20 protein-coding genes are annotated in these 19,573 nt (G+C 33.9%); 14 read left to right on the top strand and 6 right to left on the bottom strand.

Annotation, left to right across the window (positions count from 1 at the left end; translation table 11 throughout):
• Positions 1 to 16: 16 nt before the first annotated feature.
• The 6 genes from JG553_RS10385 (at position 17) to JG553_RS10360 (ending at position 5,325) form a co-directional block, all read left to right on the top strand.
• Positions 17 to 622, top strand: coding sequence for an NAD(P)-binding protein (locus JG553_RS10385; protein ID WP_001057051.1), 606 nt, complete (start codon positions 17 to 19; stop codon positions 620 to 622).
• A 75-nt stretch (positions 623 to 697) separates the two neighbouring features.
• Positions 698 to 793 carry a hypothetical protein gene (locus tag JG553_RS10380; protein ID WP_001789304.1) on the top strand — a complete coding sequence of 32 codons (96 nt, stop codon included), beginning with the start codon at positions 698 to 700 and terminating at the stop codon, positions 791 to 793.
• A gap of 321 nt (positions 794 to 1,114) precedes the next feature.
• Positions 1,115 to 2,485, top strand: a complete 1,371-nt coding sequence (locus JG553_RS10375) for a CitMHS family transporter (RefSeq protein WP_001083499.1) — start codon at positions 1,115 to 1,117, stop codon at positions 2,483 to 2,485.
• A gap of 246 nt (positions 2,486 to 2,731) precedes the next feature.
• Positions 2,732 to 4,582: an anaerobic ribonucleoside-triphosphate reductase gene (gene nrdD / locus JG553_RS10370; RefSeq protein ID WP_001071717.1), complete on the top strand. Its 1,851-nt coding sequence runs from the start codon at positions 2,732 to 2,734 to the stop codon at positions 4,580 to 4,582.
• Complete coding sequence (nrdG, locus tag JG553_RS10365; protein ID WP_000601724.1) at positions 4,579 to 5,115, top strand: anaerobic ribonucleoside-triphosphate reductase activating protein; 537 nt, start codon at positions 4,579 to 4,581, stop codon at positions 5,113 to 5,115. Before nrdD ends, nrdG begins: the two co-directional genes overlap by 4 nt.
• A gap of 99 nt (positions 5,116 to 5,214) precedes the next feature.
• Entirely contained in the window at positions 5,215 to 5,325 is a 111-nt protein-coding gene (locus tag JG553_RS10360; RefSeq protein ID WP_001790600.1) for a hypothetical protein, read from the top strand.
• A 15-nt stretch (positions 5,326 to 5,340) separates the two neighbouring features.
• Here the strand turns inward: JG553_RS10360 and JG553_RS10355 are convergent, their stop codons facing one another.
• A complete protein-coding gene (locus tag JG553_RS10355) occupies positions 5,341 to 5,502 on the bottom strand; it encodes a hypothetical protein (protein WP_001789911.1) in 162 nt (53 codons plus the stop codon).
• 131 nt (positions 5,503 to 5,633) lie between these two features.
• On the opposite strand from JG553_RS10355, the gene JG553_RS10350 reads away from it, so the two are divergent.
• Together JG553_RS10350 and JG553_RS10345 are read left to right on the top strand one after the other, a co-directional pair.
• On the top strand, positions 5,634 to 7,256 hold the full coding sequence (locus tag JG553_RS10350) for a BCCT family transporter (RefSeq protein ID WP_000711870.1): 1,623 nt from the start codon (positions 5,634 to 5,636) through the stop codon (positions 7,254 to 7,256).
• 263 nt (positions 7,257 to 7,519) lie between these two features.
• Complete coding sequence (locus JG553_RS10345) at positions 7,520 to 8,206, top strand: MBL fold metallo-hydrolase (RefSeq protein ID WP_000184398.1); 687 nt, start codon at positions 7,520 to 7,522, stop codon at positions 8,204 to 8,206.
• Positions 8,207 to 8,393: 187 nt separating this feature from the next.
• Here the strand turns inward: JG553_RS10345 and cudC are convergent, their stop codons facing one another.
• Both cudC and JG553_RS10335 read right to left on the bottom strand, forming a co-directional pair.
• A complete protein-coding gene (gene cudC / locus JG553_RS10340; RefSeq protein ID WP_000198598.1) occupies positions 8,394 to 8,957 on the bottom strand; it encodes a choline uptake/conversion transcriptional regulator CudC in 564 nt (187 codons plus the stop codon).
• 88 nt (positions 8,958 to 9,045) lie between these two features.
• A complete protein-coding gene (locus tag JG553_RS10335; RefSeq protein ID WP_001789908.1) occupies positions 9,046 to 9,141 on the bottom strand; it encodes a hypothetical protein in 96 nt (31 codons plus the stop codon).
• Between the two features lie 68 nt (positions 9,142 to 9,209).
• On the opposite strand from JG553_RS10335, the gene betB reads away from it, so the two are divergent.
• The 5 genes from betB to mbcS all read left to right on the top strand — a co-directional run bounded on the left by betB (position 9,210) and on the right by mbcS (position 15,676).
• Positions 9,210 to 10,700, top strand: coding sequence for a betaine-aldehyde dehydrogenase (gene betB / locus JG553_RS10330; protein ID WP_000421701.1), 1,491 nt, complete (start codon positions 9,210 to 9,212; stop codon positions 10,698 to 10,700).
• A 260-nt stretch (positions 10,701 to 10,960) separates the two neighbouring features.
• The gene (betA, locus tag JG553_RS10325) at positions 10,961 to 12,670 is read left to right on the top strand and encodes a choline dehydrogenase (RefSeq protein ID WP_202106763.1); all 1,710 of its coding nucleotides are present in this window, start codon (positions 10,961 to 10,963) and stop codon (positions 12,668 to 12,670) included.
• A 277-nt stretch (positions 12,671 to 12,947) separates the two neighbouring features.
• Positions 12,948 to 13,160, top strand: a complete 213-nt coding sequence (locus JG553_RS10320; protein WP_000011688.1) for a sterile alpha motif-like domain-containing protein — start codon at positions 12,948 to 12,950, stop codon at positions 13,158 to 13,160.
• Positions 13,161 to 13,440: 280 nt separating this feature from the next.
• Positions 13,441 to 13,884 carry an antibiotic biosynthesis monooxygenase family protein gene (locus JG553_RS10315; RefSeq protein ID WP_000708242.1) on the top strand — a complete coding sequence of 148 codons (444 nt, stop codon included), beginning with the start codon at positions 13,441 to 13,443 and terminating at the stop codon, positions 13,882 to 13,884.
• Positions 13,885 to 14,077: 193 nt separating this feature from the next.
• Entirely contained in the window at positions 14,078 to 15,676 is a 1,599-nt protein-coding gene (gene mbcS / locus JG553_RS10310) for an acyl-CoA synthetase MbcS (RefSeq protein WP_001172340.1), read from the top strand.
• Between the two features lie 59 nt (positions 15,677 to 15,735).
• On the opposite strand, the gene JG553_RS10305 is transcribed toward mbcS, so the two are convergent.
• Positions 15,736 to 16,065, bottom strand: a complete 330-nt coding sequence (locus JG553_RS10305) for a hypothetical protein (protein ID WP_001791775.1) — start codon at positions 16,063 to 16,065, stop codon at positions 15,736 to 15,738.
• A 295-nt stretch (positions 16,066 to 16,360) separates the two neighbouring features.
• On the opposite strand from JG553_RS10305, the gene lqo reads away from it, so the two are divergent.
• The gene (lqo, locus tag JG553_RS10300) at positions 16,361 to 17,857 is read left to right on the top strand and encodes an L-lactate dehydrogenase (quinone) (protein ID WP_001130051.1); all 1,497 of its coding nucleotides are present in this window, start codon (positions 16,361 to 16,363) and stop codon (positions 17,855 to 17,857) included.
• A gap of 192 nt (positions 17,858 to 18,049) precedes the next feature.
• Here lqo and JG553_RS10295 read toward each other — a convergent pair whose 3' ends face one another.
• Complete coding sequence (locus tag JG553_RS10295; RefSeq protein ID WP_001031413.1) at positions 18,050 to 18,940, bottom strand: fructose bisphosphate aldolase; 891 nt, start codon at positions 18,938 to 18,940, stop codon at positions 18,050 to 18,052.
• Positions 18,941 to 19,062: 122 nt separating this feature from the next.
• Positions 19,063 to 19,479, bottom strand: coding sequence for a hypothetical protein (locus JG553_RS10290; protein WP_001237629.1), 417 nt, complete (start codon positions 19,477 to 19,479; stop codon positions 19,063 to 19,065).
• Between the last annotated feature and the right edge of the window lie 94 nt (positions 19,480 to 19,573).

Raw genomic sequence — 19,573 nt, 5'->3', positions numbered from 1 at the left:
AAGGATGTTGCTCAACATGAATATGCCATTAATGATAGATTTAACAAATAAAAATGTCGTCATAGTTGGTGGAGGCGTCGTTGCAAGTCGTCGGGCACAAACATTAAATCAATACGTTGAACATATGACGGTCATCAGTCCGACAATCACTGAAAAACTTCAAAATATGGTAGATAACGGTGTCGTCATATGGAAAGAAAAAGAATTTGAACCAAGCGATATTGTAGACGCGTATCTAGTTATTGCAGCAACCAATGAGCCACGTGTCAATGAAGCGGTAAAAAAAGCCTTACCTGAGCATGCCCTTTTTAATAATGTTGGAGATGCATCAAATGGCAATGTTGTATTTCCAAGTGCACTACACCGCGACAAGCTAACTATCAGTGTATCAACTGATGGTGCGAGTCCTAAGTTGACAAAATCAATTATGGCAGAGCTTGAGGCGTTATATCCACCATCATACAGTTCGTATATCGACTTTTTATATACTTGCCGACAGAAAATAAAAGTACTTGATATAACATATAACGAAAAGCAACAGTTACTGTCACAAATTGTGTCACAAGAATATTTAAATCATGACAAACAAGCTCAATTTTTAGCGTGGTTGGATGTAAGATAATAATAGCGGACCGTCTAACCGTCTAAGGTAAGTCTTCTTATTTTAACTTTAACGCTTAATCATTGAAATTAAGACATGGGCGGCTTTGTGAATAGTCTAATAATGAAGGATTTAAGCGATAATGATATGCGTTTTAAATATGAATATTACAATAGAGAAAAAGATACGTAGAACAAACTTAATAAAATAGGTGGATAAATTGAAATCTGGTTGAAGTCGTTACTATCATAGCGACCTTTAGCCAGATTTTTTGTGCAATAGAAAGCAATAATAAAAATGATAGATCAAAATGAAATACAGGACAGGATATACAAGGATTAGTCATGCCATGTTATCAAGTAGGAAAATCAAACTTCACTATTGATAGTTACGCAAAAAAGATTTTTTTGATAAAATGAGATAACTTAAATATAAAAAATTATATTAATTATAATATTTAAGTTAAAGAGGGGGATTATGTAAATTGTATTAAAAGTGGAGGGAGAAAATAATATGAATAGTGATAATATGTGGTTAACAGTAATGGGGCTCATTATTATTATTTCAATTGTAGGTTTACTCATTGCCAAAAAGATAAATCCAGTTGTAGGTATGACAATCATACCTTGCTTAGGGGCAATGATTTTAGGATATAGTGTGACAGATTTGGTTGGATTTTTTGCTAAAGGGTTAGATCAAGTCATCAACGTTGTTATTATGTTTATCTTTGCCATTATTTTCTTTGGCATCATGAACGATAGTGGTTTATTCAAGCCGCTTGTCAAACGCTTAATATTAATGACACGAGGCAATGTCGTCATTGTCTGTGCAATGACAGCTTTAATTGGCACAATAGCCCAATTAGATGGGGCCGGTGCGGTAACATTTTTGCTTTCTATTCCTGCATTATTACCTTTATATAAAGCGTTAAATATGAATAAATATTTATTGATTTTACTATTAGCATTAAGCGCGGCGATTATGAACATGGTACCTTGGGGAGGTCCAATGGCTCGTGTAGCTGCAGTGTTAAAAGCCAAAAGTGTCAATGAATTATGGTATGGATTAATACCTATTCAAATAATAGGTTTCATTCTTGTTATGTTGTTTGCGGTATATCTTGGATTTAAAGAACAGAAACGTATCAAAAAAGCAATAGAGAGAAATGAATTACCGCAAACACAAGATATAGATGTACATAAATTAGTTGAAGTATATGAACGAGATCAAGATGTAAGGTTTCCTGTAAAAGGACGTGCAAGAACAAAATCATGGATAAAATGGGTGAATACAGCTTTAACTTTAGCTGTTATTCTATCGATGTTAATAAATATTGCGCCACCTGAATTTGCATTCATGATAGGTGTTTCGTTGGCACTTGTTATTAATTTTAAATCAGTGGATGAACAAATGGAACGATTAAGAGCGCATGCGCCGAATGCATTAATGATGGCTGCAGTGATTATTGCAGCAGGTATGTTTTTAGGTGTACTAAATGAAACCGGTATGCTTAAAGCGATTGCGACCAATTTAATCAAAGTGATTCCTGCAGAAGTAGGACCATACTTGCATATTATTGTAGGTTTACTTGGCGTACCATTAGATTTACTAACTAGCACAGACGCTTATTATTTTGCTGTGTTACCGATTGTCGAACAAACAGCAGGGCAATTTGGTGTACCGTCTGTATCAACAGCTTATTCAATGGTCATAGGGAATATTATAGGTACATTTGTCAGCCCATTTTCACCAGCCTTATGGTTGGCAATTGGTTTAGCAGAGGCAAACATGGGCACGTATATTAAGTATGCATTCTTTTGGATTTGGGGATTCGCTATCGTTATGTTAGTAATTGCAATGTTGATGGGCATTGTGACGATTTAAGTATGAAAAAATAGAAACTATGGTCACGTTGCAAAATGAAATAATAGTTGCATAAACATGTCGAAATGACGGACGAATCTTTAAACAATTTTAAAAATTAATGAAATAATTGTGTAGAAATATGAATTTCACTAAATGTTAATAACTTTGTGACGTTTTAGTTAACAGACTAATAAAAATTTGAAAATACTATATATAGTGGTATAACGTAATGAGTAGACACAATATATAGGAAGAAGGGGTAAAATGAATCAAATCGAAGAAGCATTAACGGGTTTGATTTCTAAAGATCCTGCTATTGTTAACGAAAATGCTAACAAAGATAGTGATACATTTTCAACAATGAGAGATTTAACAGCAGGTATCGTTTCTAAATCTTACGCATTAAATCATTTATTACCAAAGCACGTTGCAGATGCACATCAAAGAGGGGACATACATTTTCACGACTTAGATTATCATCCATTCCAACCGTTAACTAACTGTTGTTTAATAGATGCTAAAAATATGCTACATAATGGATTTGAAATAGGCAACGCGAATGTAACTTCACCAAAATCAATACAAACTGCATCAGCGCAGCTTGTACAAATTATAGCCAATGTTTCTAGCAGTCAATATGGTGGCTGTACGGTTGACCGCGTTGACGAATTACTTAGTACATATGCACGACATAATGAAGAACAACATAGGAATATCGCAAAGCAATTTGTCAAAGAATCTGAAATTGATCGTTATGTTGATCAACAAGTCACTAAAGACATCAATGATGCGATTGAAAGTTTAGAATATGAAATTAATACCTTATATACATCTAATGGACAGACACCTTTTGTAACATTAGGATTCGGCTTAGGTACAGATCATTTAAGTCGCAAAATTCAACAAGCTATCTTAAATACTCGTATCAAAGGCTTAGGAAAAGACCGCACGACAGCGATTTTCCCGAAACTTGTATTTTCAATTAAAAAAGGAACCAACTTTAGTCCGCAAGATCCGAACTATGACATTAAACAACTAGCATTAAAGTGTTCAACGAAACGTATGTATCCAGATATTTTAAATTATGACAAACTCGTAGAAATATTAGGTGATTTCAAAGCGCCAATGGGTTGTCGTTCATTTTTACCAAGTTGGAAAGATGCGGAAGGTCATTTTGAAAATAATGGTCGTTGTAATCTTGGTGTTGTTACACTTAATTTACCTAGAATGGCATTAGAATCTGCCGGTAATATGACGAAATTCTGGGAAATCTTTTATGAACGTATCGATGTGTTACATGATGCATTACTTTATCGTATAAATCGTTTGAAAGATGCTGTACCGAATAACGCACCGATTTTATATAAAAGTGGCGCATTTAACTATAAATTAAAAGAAACAGATGATGTTGCTGAGTTATTTAAAAATAAACGTGCAACGATTTCAATGGGCTATATAGGGTTGTATGAAACAGCTACTGTTTTCTATGGTCCAGACTGGGAAACATCTCAAGAAGCAAAAGCATTTACGCTTGAAATTCTTAAAGAAATGAAACGTTATCAAACGAAATGGACAGAATTATATGACATTTGGTTCAGTATTTACAGTACGCCGAGTGAATCGCTAACGGATCGTTTTTGTCGTTTAGACCAAGAGAGATTTGGAGATATTAAAGACATTACAGATAAAGGATATTATCAAAACTCTTTCCATTATGATGTACGTAAAGATGTTACACCTTTTGAAAAGTTAGATTTTGAAAAAGATTATCCTTATTATGCGAGTGGTGGTTTCATTCACTATTGTGAGTATCCGAAATTGCAACACAATTTGAAAGCACTAGAAGCGGTATGGGACTACTCTTATGACAAAGTTGGTTACTTAGGTACAAATATTCCGATTGATCATTGTTATGAATGTGATTACGATGGAGATTTTGAAGCAACTGAAAAAGGATTTAAATGCCCGAACTGTGGCAATGATAATCCTAAAACAGTTGATGTCGTTAAACGAACATGTGGTTACCTAGGCAATCCAGTTCAACGTCCAGTAATTAAAGGCCGTCATAAAGAAATTTGCGCACGAGTAAAACATATGAAAGCGCCTAAAGAATGATACTTTTAGACATTAAACAAGGACAAGGTTATATTGCTAAAATAGAATCAAATAGCTTTGTTGACGGTGAAGGAGTAAGATGCAGTGTTTATGTATCAGGATGTCCATTTAATTGTGTTGGATGTTATAACAAAGCCTCACAAAAGTTCAGATATGGCGAGAAATACACTGATGAAATATTAGCAGAAATATTAGATGATTGCGATCATGATTATATATCTGGGCTAAGTCTATTAGGTGGCGAACCATTTTGTAATTTGGATATTACATTAAATCTTGTCAAAGCATTTCGAGCACGTTTTGGAAATACAAAGACAATTTGGGTATGGACTGGATTTTTATATGAATATTTAGCAAATGATTGTACAGAACGTCGAGAGTTATTATCATACATTGACGTTTTAGTAGATGGTCTATTTATACAACACTTATTCAAACCTGATTTACCATATAAAGGTTCTTTAAATCAACGCATTATAGATGTACAACAATCACTCTCGCATGCGCGTATGATTGAATATATAGTTAGTTGAATATGTATTAGAAGTCAAGGTAACATTCGTTGCCTTGGCTTCTTTTTAGGTTAGGTACATAATTGAAAGTTAATAAAAGCAATTCTTTATAAAAATATATTGATAGAATATGACCTAACAATCATTTTGATACCAATACTAAAAGTTGCATATCCGTTTTTTAAAAAAGTTGAAAGAGAAAAGTGGTATTTTAGTGGGAAGGAAGTCTAACTTTTTGGTAGCGTTTTACAATAAATAAATATTCGTTAATAACGTATAAATATTCTTAAATGCCATTCTAGTAAAATTTGTTAAATTCGTTAAATCGTAACTTAACACTGTTATTTTAGCGCTATTAAGGTTTTGTTTATTACGGGAAAAATTATATAAATATTCAATAATTGCCAAGTTTCAAATTGTATGAAATTTGCATTATTATTAAATGTTAGTTATTGTCAATTTTGTGAATCAATATAATTATTACATTTTGAGATAAATCGAAACAGGATTCATAAAATTAATAATTAGGGGGAGCACAATTGAAAAAAGAGAAAGTTATGGACTGGACGACCTTTATAGGGACAGTAGCTGTACTTCTTTTTGCAGTTATACCTATGATGGCTTTTCCAAAAGCAAGTGAAGATATCATCACTGGTATTAATAGTGCCATTTCTGATTCAATTGGTTCGATATATTTATTTATGGGGCTGGCGATTTTTTGCTTTGTAATGTATATCGCATTTGGTAAATATGGTAATGTCACACTTGGTAAAGCAAGTGATAAACCAGAATTTAATACATTTACATGGGCGGCAATGCTGTTTTGTGCAGGCATAGGCTCTGATATTTTATACTGGGGCGTTATTGAATGGGCTTTTTACTATCAAGTTCCACCAAATGGCGCGAAAAGTATGAGTGATGAAGCACTCCAATATGCGACGCAATATGGTATGTTCCACTGGGGGCCAATTGCTTGGGCTATTTATGTTCTACCAGCATTACCAATTGGTTATTTAGTATTTGTTAAAAAACAACCGGTGTATAAAATTAGTCAAGCTTGTCGTCCGATTTTAAAAGGTCAAACAGATAAATTTGTAGGTAAAGTTGTAGATATCTTATTTATCTTTGGATTGCTAGGTGGTGCGGCAACATCACTAGCGTTAGGTGTGCCATTAATTTCTGCAGGCATAGAAAGATTAACTGGTTTAGATGGTAAAAATATGATTTTACGTTCGGCCATTTTATTAACAATCACGGTTATATTTGCCATTAGTTCATATACAGGATTGAAAAAAGGTATTCAAAAGTTAAGTGATATCAACGTTTGGCTATCCTTTGTACTTTTAGCCTTTATATTTATTATTGGACCGACTGTTTTTATTATGGAAACGACAGTGACAGGGTTCGGAAATATGTTGAGAGATTTCTTTCATATGGCAACATGGTTAGAACCATTCGGTGGTATTAAAGGTCGAAAAGAAACGAATTTCCCACAAGACTGGACAATATTCTACTGGTCATGGTGGTTAGTATATGCGCCATTTATCGGTTTATTTATCGCTAGAATTTCAAAAGGTCGACGCCTTAAAGAAGTCGTGCTAGGAACAATTATTTATGGAACGCTTGGATGCGTATTATTCTTTGGTATTTTTGGTAACTATGCTGTGTATTTACAAATTTCTGGACAGTTTAATGTAACACAATATTTAAATACACATGGTACAGAGGCAACCATTATTGAAGTGGTGCATCATTTACCATTCCCATCATTGATGATTGTACTATTCTTAGTATCTGCTTTCTTATTCTTAGCAACAACATTTGATTCGGGTTCATATATTTTAGCGGCAGCATCTCAGAAAAAAGTGGTAGGCGAACCATTACGTGCCAATCGTTTATTCTGGGCATTTGCATTGTGCTTATTGCCATTTTCATTGATGCTAGTTGGTGGTGAACGTGCATTAGAAGTATTGAAAACTGCTTCAATACTGGCAAGTGTGCCATTAATTGTTATTTTTATTTTCATGATGATATCATTTTTAATCATTTTAGGGCGCGATAGAATTAAACTTGAAACGCGTGCTGAAAAATTAAAAGAAGTTGAACGTCGTTCATTGCGAATCGTTCAAGTATCAGAAGAAGAACAAGACGATAATTTATAATTCAAAGCGGGTCTGGGACGACGAAATGAATTTTGTGAAAATATCATTTCTGTTCCATTCCCCTTTTTTTAGTAGCATTGTAGGATGAACTTTTAGGTTTTCATTAATGTTGTACTAAAAGATTTAATTTTTTAGTGCTCCAAGTACTTATTTATTGTATGAAGCATATTCTAAATCGAAGTTTGAAAGACTCTCATTGATTATTAAATTAAATAAAGGGTACTGCGTATGTACAATTCAAATTAATCGAAGGATGAAATAAAATGACTAATCAATTTAAAAATAAACAGTCCAAATTACATGACAGTTTAGAATCCATCACAAAAAACTTATATGCGACACCTACTTCGGAACTGCCTTTTGATAATCGATTTCTATTTAAATCTTTTATTTTAAAACGTGAAACAGGTAATATTGTTATCTATCATTCCGGACACTTAGGTGACTCCCAACAAGACATTGCATCATTAGGTGGTGTTTCAAAAGTATTGATGAATCATGATCATGAATCTATAGGAGGTTCTAATCAAGTTGAAGCCCCTTACTTTATACATGAAAATGATGTGGCTGCACTGAAACATAAGATTTCTGTTCAAAAACAATTTAGTAATCGTGTAATGTTGGATAAGGATTTAGAAGTTATTCCCGCGCCTGGACATACACCAGGGACGACACTATTTTTATGGGATGATGGTCATCACCGTTACTTATTTACTGGAGATTTTATATGTTTTGAAGGGAAGAGATGGCGTACAGTTATATTAGGTTCAAGTGATAGAGAAAAATCTATTCAAAGTTTAGAGATGGTTAAAGAATTAGATTTTGATGTACTTGTACCTTGGGTTACTATCAAAGATGAACCGTTAGTTTATTTTGTAGAAAATGAATATGAAAAACGTGAACAAATACAAAATATTATTGATAGAGTACGTGAGGGCGAGAATAGCTAATTGAAATATATTGGCGAAGCAATGTAACGAATCTAAGAAAGCCCTAGAAAATACCTCCATAATTGATTGTCATATAAAACAAAAACGGTAATTTCTATTTATTGAGATAGAAATTACCGTTTATTTCGTGGACCTATTGCATTGTTTTTATCATGCATAATCATCATTGTCGTTGTTTGAGTCAATTTTAATTTTCAGAATCAGAAGGCTGTTCTGGAATTGGGAAATATTTGAAAATTTCACCGCTTTCAATCGCTTCGGTTAACTGTTCTAACCATTCGTAATAAACATGTGTATGATCAAGCTGAGCTTTAATTTTTTGTGCCTCTTGTGTTTCAGCTTCAGTTAAATCACTGCTTTCAAGTAATGGATTGATAATAGCTTGAGCATCTTTTACTGCTTCGACATTGATGTCAATTTCACGCTGGAATTTTTTAGTGAAAAAGTTTCGGAAAAAGATGAAAAAGTCTTTCTCGGCGATAAAATGTTGTTTGCGGCTTCCTCTCGTAAATTGTTGTTTAACAATATCAAATTCCTGCAATTTCTTAACGCCAGCACTCATACTTGGTTTGCTCATTTGCAATTGATGACGCATTTCATCAAGCGTCATACTGCCTTCAAACACCATTGTGCCATATAAGTTTCCTACACTTCTATTAGTGCCATACAAATCCATTGTCTGTCCAATTGAATTAATTACAATATCTTTTGCTTGTTCTAATTGTTGCTGTTTGTTCTGAGAACGAGTCATCATTGCACCTCCGTACATCATTTTGGTCACGTTAAAATAAATACTAATACATTATAAAACCTTTTCTAAAAAAAGACATTAAAAATATTTAAAGCATTAAAGTTAAATGTTTCGTTAAATAAAAATCTAACGAACTTACAAAACTTAATTCTTGAGTTGTTTTGTAAATTGACACATTTTTCATTTCTATGCTAACATAAGTTTGTAAAATTCGTTAAATAAAAATTTAACAAATTTAACGGAGGTTGTTGAATGGAACTTTTAAAACATTTATCTCAGCGTCAATATATTGATGGTGAGTGGGTTGAAAGCGCGAATAAAAATACAAGAGATATTATCAATCCTTACAATCAAGAAGTGATATTTACGGTTTCTGAAGGGACAAAAGAGGATGCAGAACGTGCAATCTTAGCTGCAAGACGTGCGTTTGAGTCTGGTGAATGGTCGCAAGAAACTGCTGAAACAAGAGGTAAAAAAGTACGTGCCATCGCGGACAAGATTAAAGAACATCGCGAAGCGTTAGCACGATTAGAAACATTAGATACTGGAAAAACGTTAGAAGAATCATATGCAGATATGGATGATATTCATAATGTGTTTATGTATTTTGCTGGATTAGCAGATAAAGACGGTGGCGAAATGATTGATTCACCAATTCCAGATACAGAAAGCAAAATTGTTAAAGAACCAGTAGGTGTAGTTACACAAATTACACCTTGGAATTATCCGTTATTACAAGCATCATGGAAAATTGCGCCAGCGCTTGCTACGGGTTGTTCACTAGTTATGAAACCAAGTGAAATTACACCATTAACAACAATACGTGTTTTTGAATTAATGGAAGAAGTTGGTTTCCCTAAAGGAACAATTAATCTTATTCTAGGTGCAGGTTCTGAAGTTGGTGACGTAATGTCAGGTCATAAAGAGGTTGACCTTGTATCATTTACAGGTGGCATTGAGACTGGTAAGCATATTATGAAAAATGCTGCTAATAATGTTACGAATATTGCCTTGGAACTTGGCGGTAAAAATCCAAACATTATCTTTGATGATGCTGATTTTGAATTGGCAGTAGACCAAGCGTTAAATGGTGGATATTTCCATGCAGGTCAAGTTTGTTCAGCAGGATCAAGAATATTAGTACAAAACAGTATTAAAGACAAATTTGAGCAAGCACTTATTGATCGCGTGAAAAAAATCAAATTAGGTAATGGTTTTGATGCTGATACTGAAATGGGACCAGTGATTTCAACAGAACATCGTAATAAGATCGAATCTTATATGGATGTAGCTAAAGCAGAAGGCGCAACAATTGCTGTTGGTGGTAAACGTCCAGATAGAGATGATTTAAAAGATGGTCTATTCTTCGAGCCAACAGTCATTACAAATTGTGATACGTCAATGCGTATTGTACAAGAAGAGGTTTTCGGACCTGTCGTTACTGTAGAAGGCTTTGAAACTGAACAAGAAGCGATTCAATTAGCGAATGATTCTATATATGGTTTAGCAGGTGCTGTATTTTCTAAAGATATTGGAAAAGCACAACGCGTTGCTAACAAGTTGAAACTTGGAACGGTGTGGATTAATGATTTCCATCCATATTTTGCACAAGCGCCATGGGGTGGATACAAACAATCAGGTATCGGTAGAGAATTAGGCAAAGAAGGCTTAGAAGAGTACCTTGTTTCAAAACACATTTTAACAAATACAAATCCACAATTAGTGAATTGGTTTAGCAAATAAAAATTAGATAAGGTGAGTGCCATTGTAAGAACACAAGACACTCACTTTGTTTTGTATAAGTGGCGAAATGTTGATTGATAATTTGGACTAAACGCAAAATGAATCATAGATTATTTCATTACTGTTAGTAACAATCGTAAAAGGAAAAGCGAGTGTTTTGGTTAGCTAAGTTTAGCAATTCAACGATAACCAATCAGCCACTAACAAATATTTCATGCAATACTCACTTTGAAATACAACAAACTTTGGAGGTCATAACGATGAGTAACAAAAACAAATCATATGATTATGTCATCATTGGAGGAGGCAGTGCAGGTTCTGTACTAGGTAATCGTCTGAGTGAAGATAAAGATAAAGAAGTCTTAGTATTAGAAGCGGGTCGCAGTGATTATTTTTGGGATTTATTTATCCAAATGCCTGCTGCGTTAATGTTCCCTTCAGGCAATAAATTTTACGATTGGATTTATTCAACAGATGAAGAACCACATATGGGCGGTCGTAAAGTAGCACATGCCCGAGGTAAAGTTTTAGGTGGATCAAGTTCGATTAATGGCATGATTTATCAACGTGGTAATCCAATGGACTATGAAGGCTGGGCAGAACCAGAAGGTATGGAAACTTGGGATTTTGCGCACTGTTTACCGTATTTTAAAAAATTAGAAAAAACATACGGTGCAGCGCCTTATGATAAATTTAGAGGCCATGATGGACCAATTAAGTTAAAACGAGGGCCAGCAACGAATCCTTTATTCCAGTCATTCTTTGATGCAGGTGTTGAAGCAGGCTATCATAAAACACCTGATGTGAATGGATTTAGACAAGAAGGTTTTGGACCGTTCGATAGTCAAGTACATCGTGGTCGCCGAATGTCAGCTTCAAGAGCATATTTACATCCAGCGATGAAGCGTAAAAACTTAACCGTTGAAACACGTGCCTTTGTAACTGAAATTCATTATGAAGGTAGAAGAGCAACTGGTGTTACGTATAAGAAAAATGGCAAACTACATACCATCGATGCTAATGAAGTCATTTTGTCTGGTGGGGCATTCAATACGCCACAATTACTACAATTATCTGGTGTCGGTGATTCAGAGTTCCTAAAATCAAAAGGCATTGAGCCACGTGTTCATTTACCTGGTGTGGGTGAAAACTTTGAAGATCACTTAGAGGTATACATTCAACATAAATGTAAGGAACCTGTATCATTACAGCCAAGCTTAGATATCAAGCGCATGCCATTTATTGGTTTACAATGGATTTTCACACGTACAGGTGCAGCAGCATCTAACCATTTTGAAGGTGGCGGATTTGTACGTTCAAATAACGAAGTTGATTATCCTAACTTAATGTTCCATTTCTTACCAATAGCTGTAAGATATGATGGTCAAAAGGCAGCGGTCGCACATGGTTATCAAGTTCACGTAGGACCAATGTATTCAAACTCTCGTGGTAGCTTGAAAATCAAATCTAAAGATCCATTCGAAAAACCAAGTATCCGCTTTAATTATTTATCAACAGAAGAAGATAAAAAAGAATGGGTAGAAGCAATTCGTGTAGCAAGAAATATCTTATCTCAAAAAGCAATGGATCCATTCAATGGTGGAGAAATTTCACCAGGACCAGAAGTGCAAACAGACGAAGAAATTCTTGATTGGGTTCGTAGAGATGGTGAAACAGCATTACACCCATCTTGTAGTGCTAAAATGGGTCCTGCTTCAGATCCAATGGCAGTAGTTGACCCGTTAACAATGAAAGTCCACGGTATGGAAAATTTACGTGTAGTTGATGCATCAGCTATGCCACGTACGACAAATGGCAATATACACGCACCTGTTTTAATGTTAGCTGAAAAAGCAGCAGACATTATACGTGGCAGAAAGCCTTTAGAGCCACAATATATTGATTATTATAAGCATGGTGTTCATGATGAAAATGAAGGTGCAATCGAAGTAAAACCATACGCTAAATAAATTTATATAGTAGACTCTTAGTCTGGCATCTATTGTATTGGTGCCAGGCTTTTTTGCGTTTTATCTAAATGAGAAGTTAATGTGTTGTTCAAAAACGGTGTGTGAGTATATGAACTGAAAATAGAGTTAATTGTACATTGTGATGATTAATTGACCTAATTGGCAGACATTAAAAGAGTGCACAACCTTAAAAAGTTCACTAAATAGACATTTAATTGTGTTTTCTTGAAAGCTTTCGTGGTAGGATTTATATAAGTAAATTGAGAGAAGGAATACTATGAGCTTTTACGAATATATACAAACATTTAAAGATGATAAAACACCATTAGGCGAATTAGCGATTTGGATTAAAGAAGATGATTCATTCCCAAAACAAGAGAAGCTAACAGAAAACATTTTGTCTTATTTTCATCAAATGTCCAATATAGATCATGAGTTTTTAGAAATTGTAAAAAGATCACTTTCTCTGTATGATCAATTAAAATCGTAAAATCAGAAATAAAGTTAGCTAAAATAAAAGGCCGGTGATTTCACAGATGAAGTTGTCGGCTATTTTCATGACTAATGTTAAATAATGATCATGAAATTGAAGACACAAAAATAGTGGGCGACTCCTGTCCCCCATTTGCATGAAATATTAATACTTTTTACAAAGTCTTATCTTTTAAAAAGAAGCCAAACTATGATTGTAATTAATAAATACGGGAATGAATTAGTAATAGATATAAAGTAATATGACCAAAAATATAAATGAAATGAAGGCATTTATTATGAAAATTTATGATGAATATAGAAGTTATGTAATAGAAGAACTGGATGATTGTCTCACAATACAAAAAAATAATGACACTGCATATTACGATGTGCTAGAAGCGATAAATGATTTATCAAATGATTCATTATGTGTGTTAAATCATTTATATATTAACGAAGGACAAGAAGAAACATTCGAGCAAAAATTTTTGCGACGTAATAAGCATTTAAAAAACGTTGATGGATTTAAAGCATTAAGGTTTTTAAGACCTAGAACAGCTGGTAGACACTATATCATTATTACGCTGTGGGAAAATAGGCAAGCATTTTATCATTGGCAAAATTCAGCTGAGTACAAGCATACACACAAGCATCGTGGCACTTCGAAAGGTGCAGATGTAAAAATAATTAATCGTGAATTATCATACAATATTCGTATTGAATTAGCTGATATGGTCTAGCCCGAGATATCAACCCTCAATCATTTGAAAGTCCTTGAATGCTACGTCATGTCAAAGTGTAGTGTCGAGGACTTTGGTATTTAACCCTATTTAATTGAAAATTCTGTAAAGATAGGCGTATGATGTATATAATTCATTTATAAAATTACAATGTTCATCACAGGAAAAGTGGATGTATGAAAGGAAGTTAGTTATGCAAAAGTCAGCTCTATTCGCGCCTGAAAAATATAACATTATTTCGGAAATCGAAAAATATAGCCACATACCAGATAAAAAGGCAATTTTATATCATAATACTGAAGGCGAAGATATATCAGTCACTTACCAACAGCTCATTGAACAGTCTAATAAAGTAGGTAATGTTTTAGCATCGCACGGTTTATCTAAAGGCGATAAAGTACTCATTATGATGCCACGATCTATTGCGACGTATGAATTATATATTGCTGCTTTAAAATTAGGTGTTGCAATCATTCCATGTTCTGAAATGCTAAGAACTAAAGATTTACAATACCGTATCACACATGGTGAAATTAATGCAGTTATTGCACTAGAGCCATTCACAGTTGAATTTGAAAAAATTAAAGAATATGATGCGTTAACTAAATTTGTTATTGCCGGTCAAAAAGATGGATGGATTTCACTTGAAGCTGAAAAAGAAAACGCAAGTAACAAACTAGAAATGGCAGATACGACGCGTGATGATATGGCGATTCTGTCATATACATCTGGTACAACTGGCAATCCTAAAGCCGTTACACATTGTCATGGATGGGGATTTGCACATTTACAAATGGCACCAAAACATTGGTTATGTATTAATGAAGATGACTTAGTTTGGGCAACAGCAGCACCAGGTTGGCAAAAATGGGTATGGAGTCCTTTCTTATCTGTATTAGGTTCAGGTGCAACTGCTTTTGTATTTAATGGAAGGTTCAGTCCTGAAACATACTTAGAATTGCTTCAAAAATATCAAATTAATGTTTTATGTTGTACACCGACAGAATATCGTATGATGGCTAAATTACAGAACTTAAATGATTATGACTTAACGCATTTACATAGTGCCGTTTCTGCAGGTGAGCCACTAAATCGAGAAGTAGTTGAACAATTCAAGAAATACTTTAATTTAACTGTAAGAGATGGATATGGCCAGACTGAAAGTACCTTGCTTATAGGCTTTTTAAAAGATACACCACAGAGGATTGGATCAATGGGTAAAGGCATTCCGGGTAGTTCGGTCACTGTAGTAGATGATGAGGGGAATAGCGTACCTGCTAATACGAAAGGGAATATTGCAGTACCACTTGATTTGCCAGCACTTTTCAAAGGGTATTATAAAGAGCCAGAACGTACGGCGAAAGCGCAAACAGGTAAATACTACATCACTGGTGACTTAGCTCATGTAGATGATGATGGTTATTTCTGGTTTGAAGGACGTCGAGATGACATTATTATTAGTTCAGGCTATACGATTGGGCCTTTTGAAGTTGAAGATGCGTTAACGAATCATCCAGCCGTTAAAGAATGTGCTGTAGTAGCAAAACCTCATGATATACGAGGAAATATTGTTAAAGCATTCGTTATTTTACAGGACCATACTGCGGGTGATGATACGTTAGTTAAAGAACTACAACAATTTGTTAAAAATGAAGTTGCACCATATAAATATCCGAGAGAGATTGAATTCGTTGACGACTTACCAAAAACAAACTCAGGTAAAATTCGTCGTGTTGAACTACGAGATGCTGAAATAGAAAAATGGCAACAACAAAAAGATAGCAATCAATAAACATAGCAAAGCAGTCCAATGCGTAAGGTATGATGATACGCACTGGACTGCTTGTTTATTTATGATGTTCTTTGTCGTCTAGTTATAAATATTAAAATTAGTTTAGAAACAAGCGCAACCAGTATTAAGAATGAGAAAATATAAGATGTTAAACCTCGAATATCCCAGTTTAATAAAAACACATTACTATCACCGGCATTAAGTTGAAACTCAGTATGTGTTAGAACGATAATTACAATACCTATAAGTGCAAGATTCAAAATAATTTTCAATATTAAAGGTAATTGTAATGTTTTTCTTGGATGCAGATATTGAATATCCTTTTTATGATTGATTTTACACTTATATTGTATCAAAATAGAGTATAGGTTTAAAATGCTATAAGCCAAATGTAGATTAAAACAATCGTTAGCTATTTGTTGTCAAATAATTATGATTGATTTGATATTTATCTTCTATGAATAAAAGATTTAATATATTGCAAAGTTAATGAATAATTATAATTTACATTTACCACTGCTTGCTTTAACATATACATGTAAGCACTAACTATAGTATTTTGTTACAGCGTATCAATTAAAACAGGAAGTTATCAATGGCGTTGATATTTTAAAGAAATATGTCAGTTTTATGTAACTTTCATATTGATGATACACATTTACAATTTTTGGAGAGGTGAAACCAATGGCTAAGTCTAATAGTAAAGACATCGTTTTAATTGGAGCCGGTGTACTTAGCACAACATTTGGTTCAATGTTAAAAGAAATTGAGCCAGACTGGAATATCCACGTTTACGAACGCTTGGATCGTCCTGCAATCGAAAGTTCAAACGAAAGAAATAATGCTGGTACGGGTCATGCAGCATTATGTGAGTTGAACTACACAGTTTTACAACCTGATGGTTCTATCGACATCGAAAAAGCGAAAGTGATTAACGAAGAGTTTGAGATTTCAAAACAATTCTGGGGTCACTTAGTGAAAAGCGGTAGCATCGAGAACCCAAGAGAATTTATCAATCCATTACCACACATCAGTTATGTTAGAGGTAAAAACAATGTTAAATTCTTAAAAGATCGTTACGAAGCGATGAAAGCTTTCCCTATGTTCGATAATATCGAATATACTGAAGACATCGAAGTAATGAAAAAATGGATTCCATTGATGATGAAAGGCCGTGAAGATAACCCTGGTATCATGGCGGCAAGTAAAATTGACGAAGGTACAGATGTAAACTTCGGTGAATTAACACGTAAAATGGCTAAAAGCATTGAAGCACATCCAAATGCTACAGTGCAATTTAACCATGAAGTTGTTGATTTTGAACAATTATCAAATGGTCAATGGGAAGTTACTGTTAAAAATCGCCTAACTGGTGAGAAATTCAAACAAGTAACTGACTACGTATTCATCGGTGCTGGCGGTGGAGCAATTCCATTATTACAAAAAACAGGTATCCCTGAAAGTAAACATTTGGGTGGATTCCCTATCAGTGGTCAATTCTTAGCTTGTACAAACCCACAAGTTATTGAACAACACGATGCCAAAGTTTATGGTAAAGAGCCACCTGGTACACCACCAATGACTGTACCTCATTTAGATACGCGTTACATTGATGGTCAAAGAACATTATTATTTGGACCATTTGCTAATGTTGGACCTAAATTCTTGAAAAATGGTTCTAACTTAGATTTATTCAAGTCTGTTAAAACATACAACATTACAACTTTATTAGCAGCAGCAGTTAAAAACTTACCTTTAATTAAATACTCATTTGACCAAGTAATTATGACAAAAGAAGGTTGTATGAACCACTTACGTACTTTCTATCCAGAAGCACGTAATGAAGATTGGCAATTATACACTGCTGGTAAACGTGTACAAGTTATCAAAGATACACCTGAACACGGTAAAGGATTCATCCAATTCGGTACAGAAGTGGTTAACTCACAAGACCACACTGTAATTGCATTATTAGGTGAATCACCAGGGGCTTCAACTTCAGTTTCAGTTGCGTTAGAAGTATTAGAACGTAACTTCCCTGAATACAAAACTGAATGGGCACCTAAAATTAAGAAAATGATTCCATCATACGGTGAATCATTAATTGAAGACGAAAAATTAATGAGAAAAATCCGTAAACAAACTTCAAAAGACTTAGAATTAGGTTACTACGAAAACTAAATTCTAATAGCTATATTTAAAATCGGACAACTGAGAAATCTTAAAGATTTTTCAGCTGTCCGATTTTTTTACGTAATCTAATACATACGGCAAAATCAACTTTAATCAAAAAAGACTCATACACAATGCCTTTAAAGCACATGTATGAGTCCTTTTTAGTAGTTTATATCAAAAAATAGTTTAATGTATAAATTAGTTTTTGTTTACAGATGCGTCGTAGATTGATTCTACAGCATCACCTAAAGCTTTATCGAATTCTTCTTTAGATTGATCAGCTCTTAAATCACTAGCTAATGCACGTGAGAAACTTGCGATAAGTTCAGCGTTATCTTTAAGTAATTCATTTGCTTTTTCTCTGCTGTAACCACCTGATAATACAACGACACGAACAACATTAGGATGTTCAGCTAACTCTTTGTATAAGTTTGGTTCAGTAGGAATTGTTAATTTCAACATTACTAATTGATCAGCATTTAAGCTATCTAAACCTTTTTTAAGTTCAGCTTTTAATACTTTTTCAATTTCAGCTTTGTCTTTTGCATTAATATTAACTTCTGGTTCGATAATTGGAACTAAACCTTTAGCAATAATTTGTTTAGCAACTTCAAATTGTTGTTCAACAACGTCTTTGATACCTTGCTCATTTAATTCTAAAATGTTAGAACGCATTTTTGTACCAAAAATGTGACGTTCGTTTGCACGGTCTAATAAATTGTCTAAGTTGTCGATTGGTTTCATTAATTGAACACCATTTTGCTCTTCAGCAAGACCTTTGTCTACTTTTAAGAACGGAACAACACCTTTATCAGCTAAGTAATCTGCAGTGTATTTGCTTTCTACTTCGCGATCCATTGTTTGTTCGAAAAGAATAGCACCCAAAATTTTATCTGGTGAGAATGAAGGTGAAGTTACCACACGTGTACGCATATCGTGAACAAGTTGGAACATTTCGTCTTCATTGCTATATTGATCTTCGTTTACACCATATTCTTTAAGTGCTTTTGGTGTACTACCACCACTTTGGTCTAATGCGGCAATAAAGCCTTTTCCATTTTTCATTTTTTCTAATTGCTCTTTATTCATACTTTCCACTCCTTAACTTTTCAATACACCTCCAGTATGATAAAAATGAGAACATTTCTCAAGTCATAAACCTTGAAAAGTGTATAAAATGTGAAAAATAATTGTCAGTTTAATTAAAAATATTATTTTATTCTAGGTATGACTAACGCCATTAATGACATAAAGAAAATATGTGTAATAATCCAACCGATTAATTCTGTCACACTAAATTGAAAAATTGGACGTTGCGCAATAAATACTAAAAAGGGATACAATGCTATAAATAAGAAAAATAAAGGGATATAACATAGATAGTAAAGCCTTTTAGAAGTATGAAACAGCAACACAAATACAAAATAAATGACGCTACCAATTAGTAAGTGACATATTATTTCTAGAATATATGGTGTATTGTCAGAAGGAATTAGAAAATCTAAATTCAATAATAAAGCTTTTAAATGTGATTGATTGCTTATTAAGTCAAACAACATGGTCATCCATAGCAACATGAATGATATGAAAATAGCAGCAATGAAATGGAACAATACTTTTAAACGCATTCGTATCACCTCAGAGTCAAATGGAATATAGTAAACAATTCCCTAATCGAACAAAATTATGCGCATAAACAAAGTAGATTGATATAAAATTCTT

Source organism: Staphylococcus sp. T93 (assembly GCF_016743875.1).
In the GTDB taxonomy this organism is placed as follows: Bacteria; Bacillota; Bacilli; order Staphylococcales; family Staphylococcaceae; genus Staphylococcus; species Staphylococcus aureus.
This window is presented reverse-complemented; position numbering and strand designations above follow the sequence as displayed.

Excerpts from the sequence above, each read along its gene's own strand:
- mbcS (WP_001172340.1), top strand. The coding sequence starts at position 14,078 with ATGCAAAAGTCAGCTCTATTCGCGCCTGAAAAATATAACATTATTTCG.
- JG553_RS10380 (WP_001789304.1), top strand. The coding sequence starts at position 698 with ATGGGCGGCTTTGTGAATAGTCTAATAATGAAGGATTTAAGCGATAAT.
- JG553_RS10315 (WP_000708242.1), top strand. The coding sequence starts at position 13,441 with ATGAAAATTTATGATGAATATAGAAGTTATGTAATAGAAGAACTGGAT.
- JG553_RS10335 (WP_001789908.1), bottom strand. The coding sequence starts at position 9,141 with ATGAAAAATGTGTCAATTTACAAAACAACTCAAGAATTAAGTTTTGTA.
- JG553_RS10290 (WP_001237629.1), bottom strand. The coding sequence starts at position 19,479 with ATGCGTTTAAAAGTATTGTTCCATTTCATTGCTGCTATTTTCATATCA.
- JG553_RS10295 (WP_001031413.1), bottom strand. The coding sequence starts at position 18,940 with ATGAATAAAGAGCAATTAGAAAAAATGAAAAATGGAAAAGGCTTTATT.
- nrdD (WP_001071717.1), top strand. The coding sequence starts at position 2,732 with ATGAATCAAATCGAAGAAGCATTAACGGGTTTGATTTCTAAAGATCCT.
- betB (WP_000421701.1), top strand. The coding sequence starts at position 9,210 with ATGGAACTTTTAAAACATTTATCTCAGCGTCAATATATTGATGGTGAG.
- JG553_RS10320 (WP_000011688.1), top strand. The coding sequence starts at position 12,948 with ATGAGCTTTTACGAATATATACAAACATTTAAAGATGATAAAACACCA.
- JG553_RS10375 (WP_001083499.1), top strand. The coding sequence starts at position 1,115 with ATGAATAGTGATAATATGTGGTTAACAGTAATGGGGCTCATTATTATT.
- cudC (WP_000198598.1), bottom strand. The coding sequence starts at position 8,957 with ATGACTCGTTCTCAGAACAAACAGCAACAATTAGAACAAGCAAAAGAT.
- JG553_RS10385 (WP_001057051.1), top strand. The coding sequence starts at position 17 with ATGAATATGCCATTAATGATAGATTTAACAAATAAAAATGTCGTCATA.
- lqo (WP_001130051.1), top strand. The coding sequence starts at position 16,361 with ATGGCTAAGTCTAATAGTAAAGACATCGTTTTAATTGGAGCCGGTGTA.
- betA (WP_202106763.1), top strand. The coding sequence starts at position 10,961 with ATGAGTAACAAAAACAAATCATATGATTATGTCATCATTGGAGGAGGC.
- nrdG (WP_000601724.1), top strand. The coding sequence starts at position 4,579 with ATGATACTTTTAGACATTAAACAAGGACAAGGTTATATTGCTAAAATA.
- JG553_RS10345 (WP_000184398.1), top strand. The coding sequence starts at position 7,520 with ATGACTAATCAATTTAAAAATAAACAGTCCAAATTACATGACAGTTTA.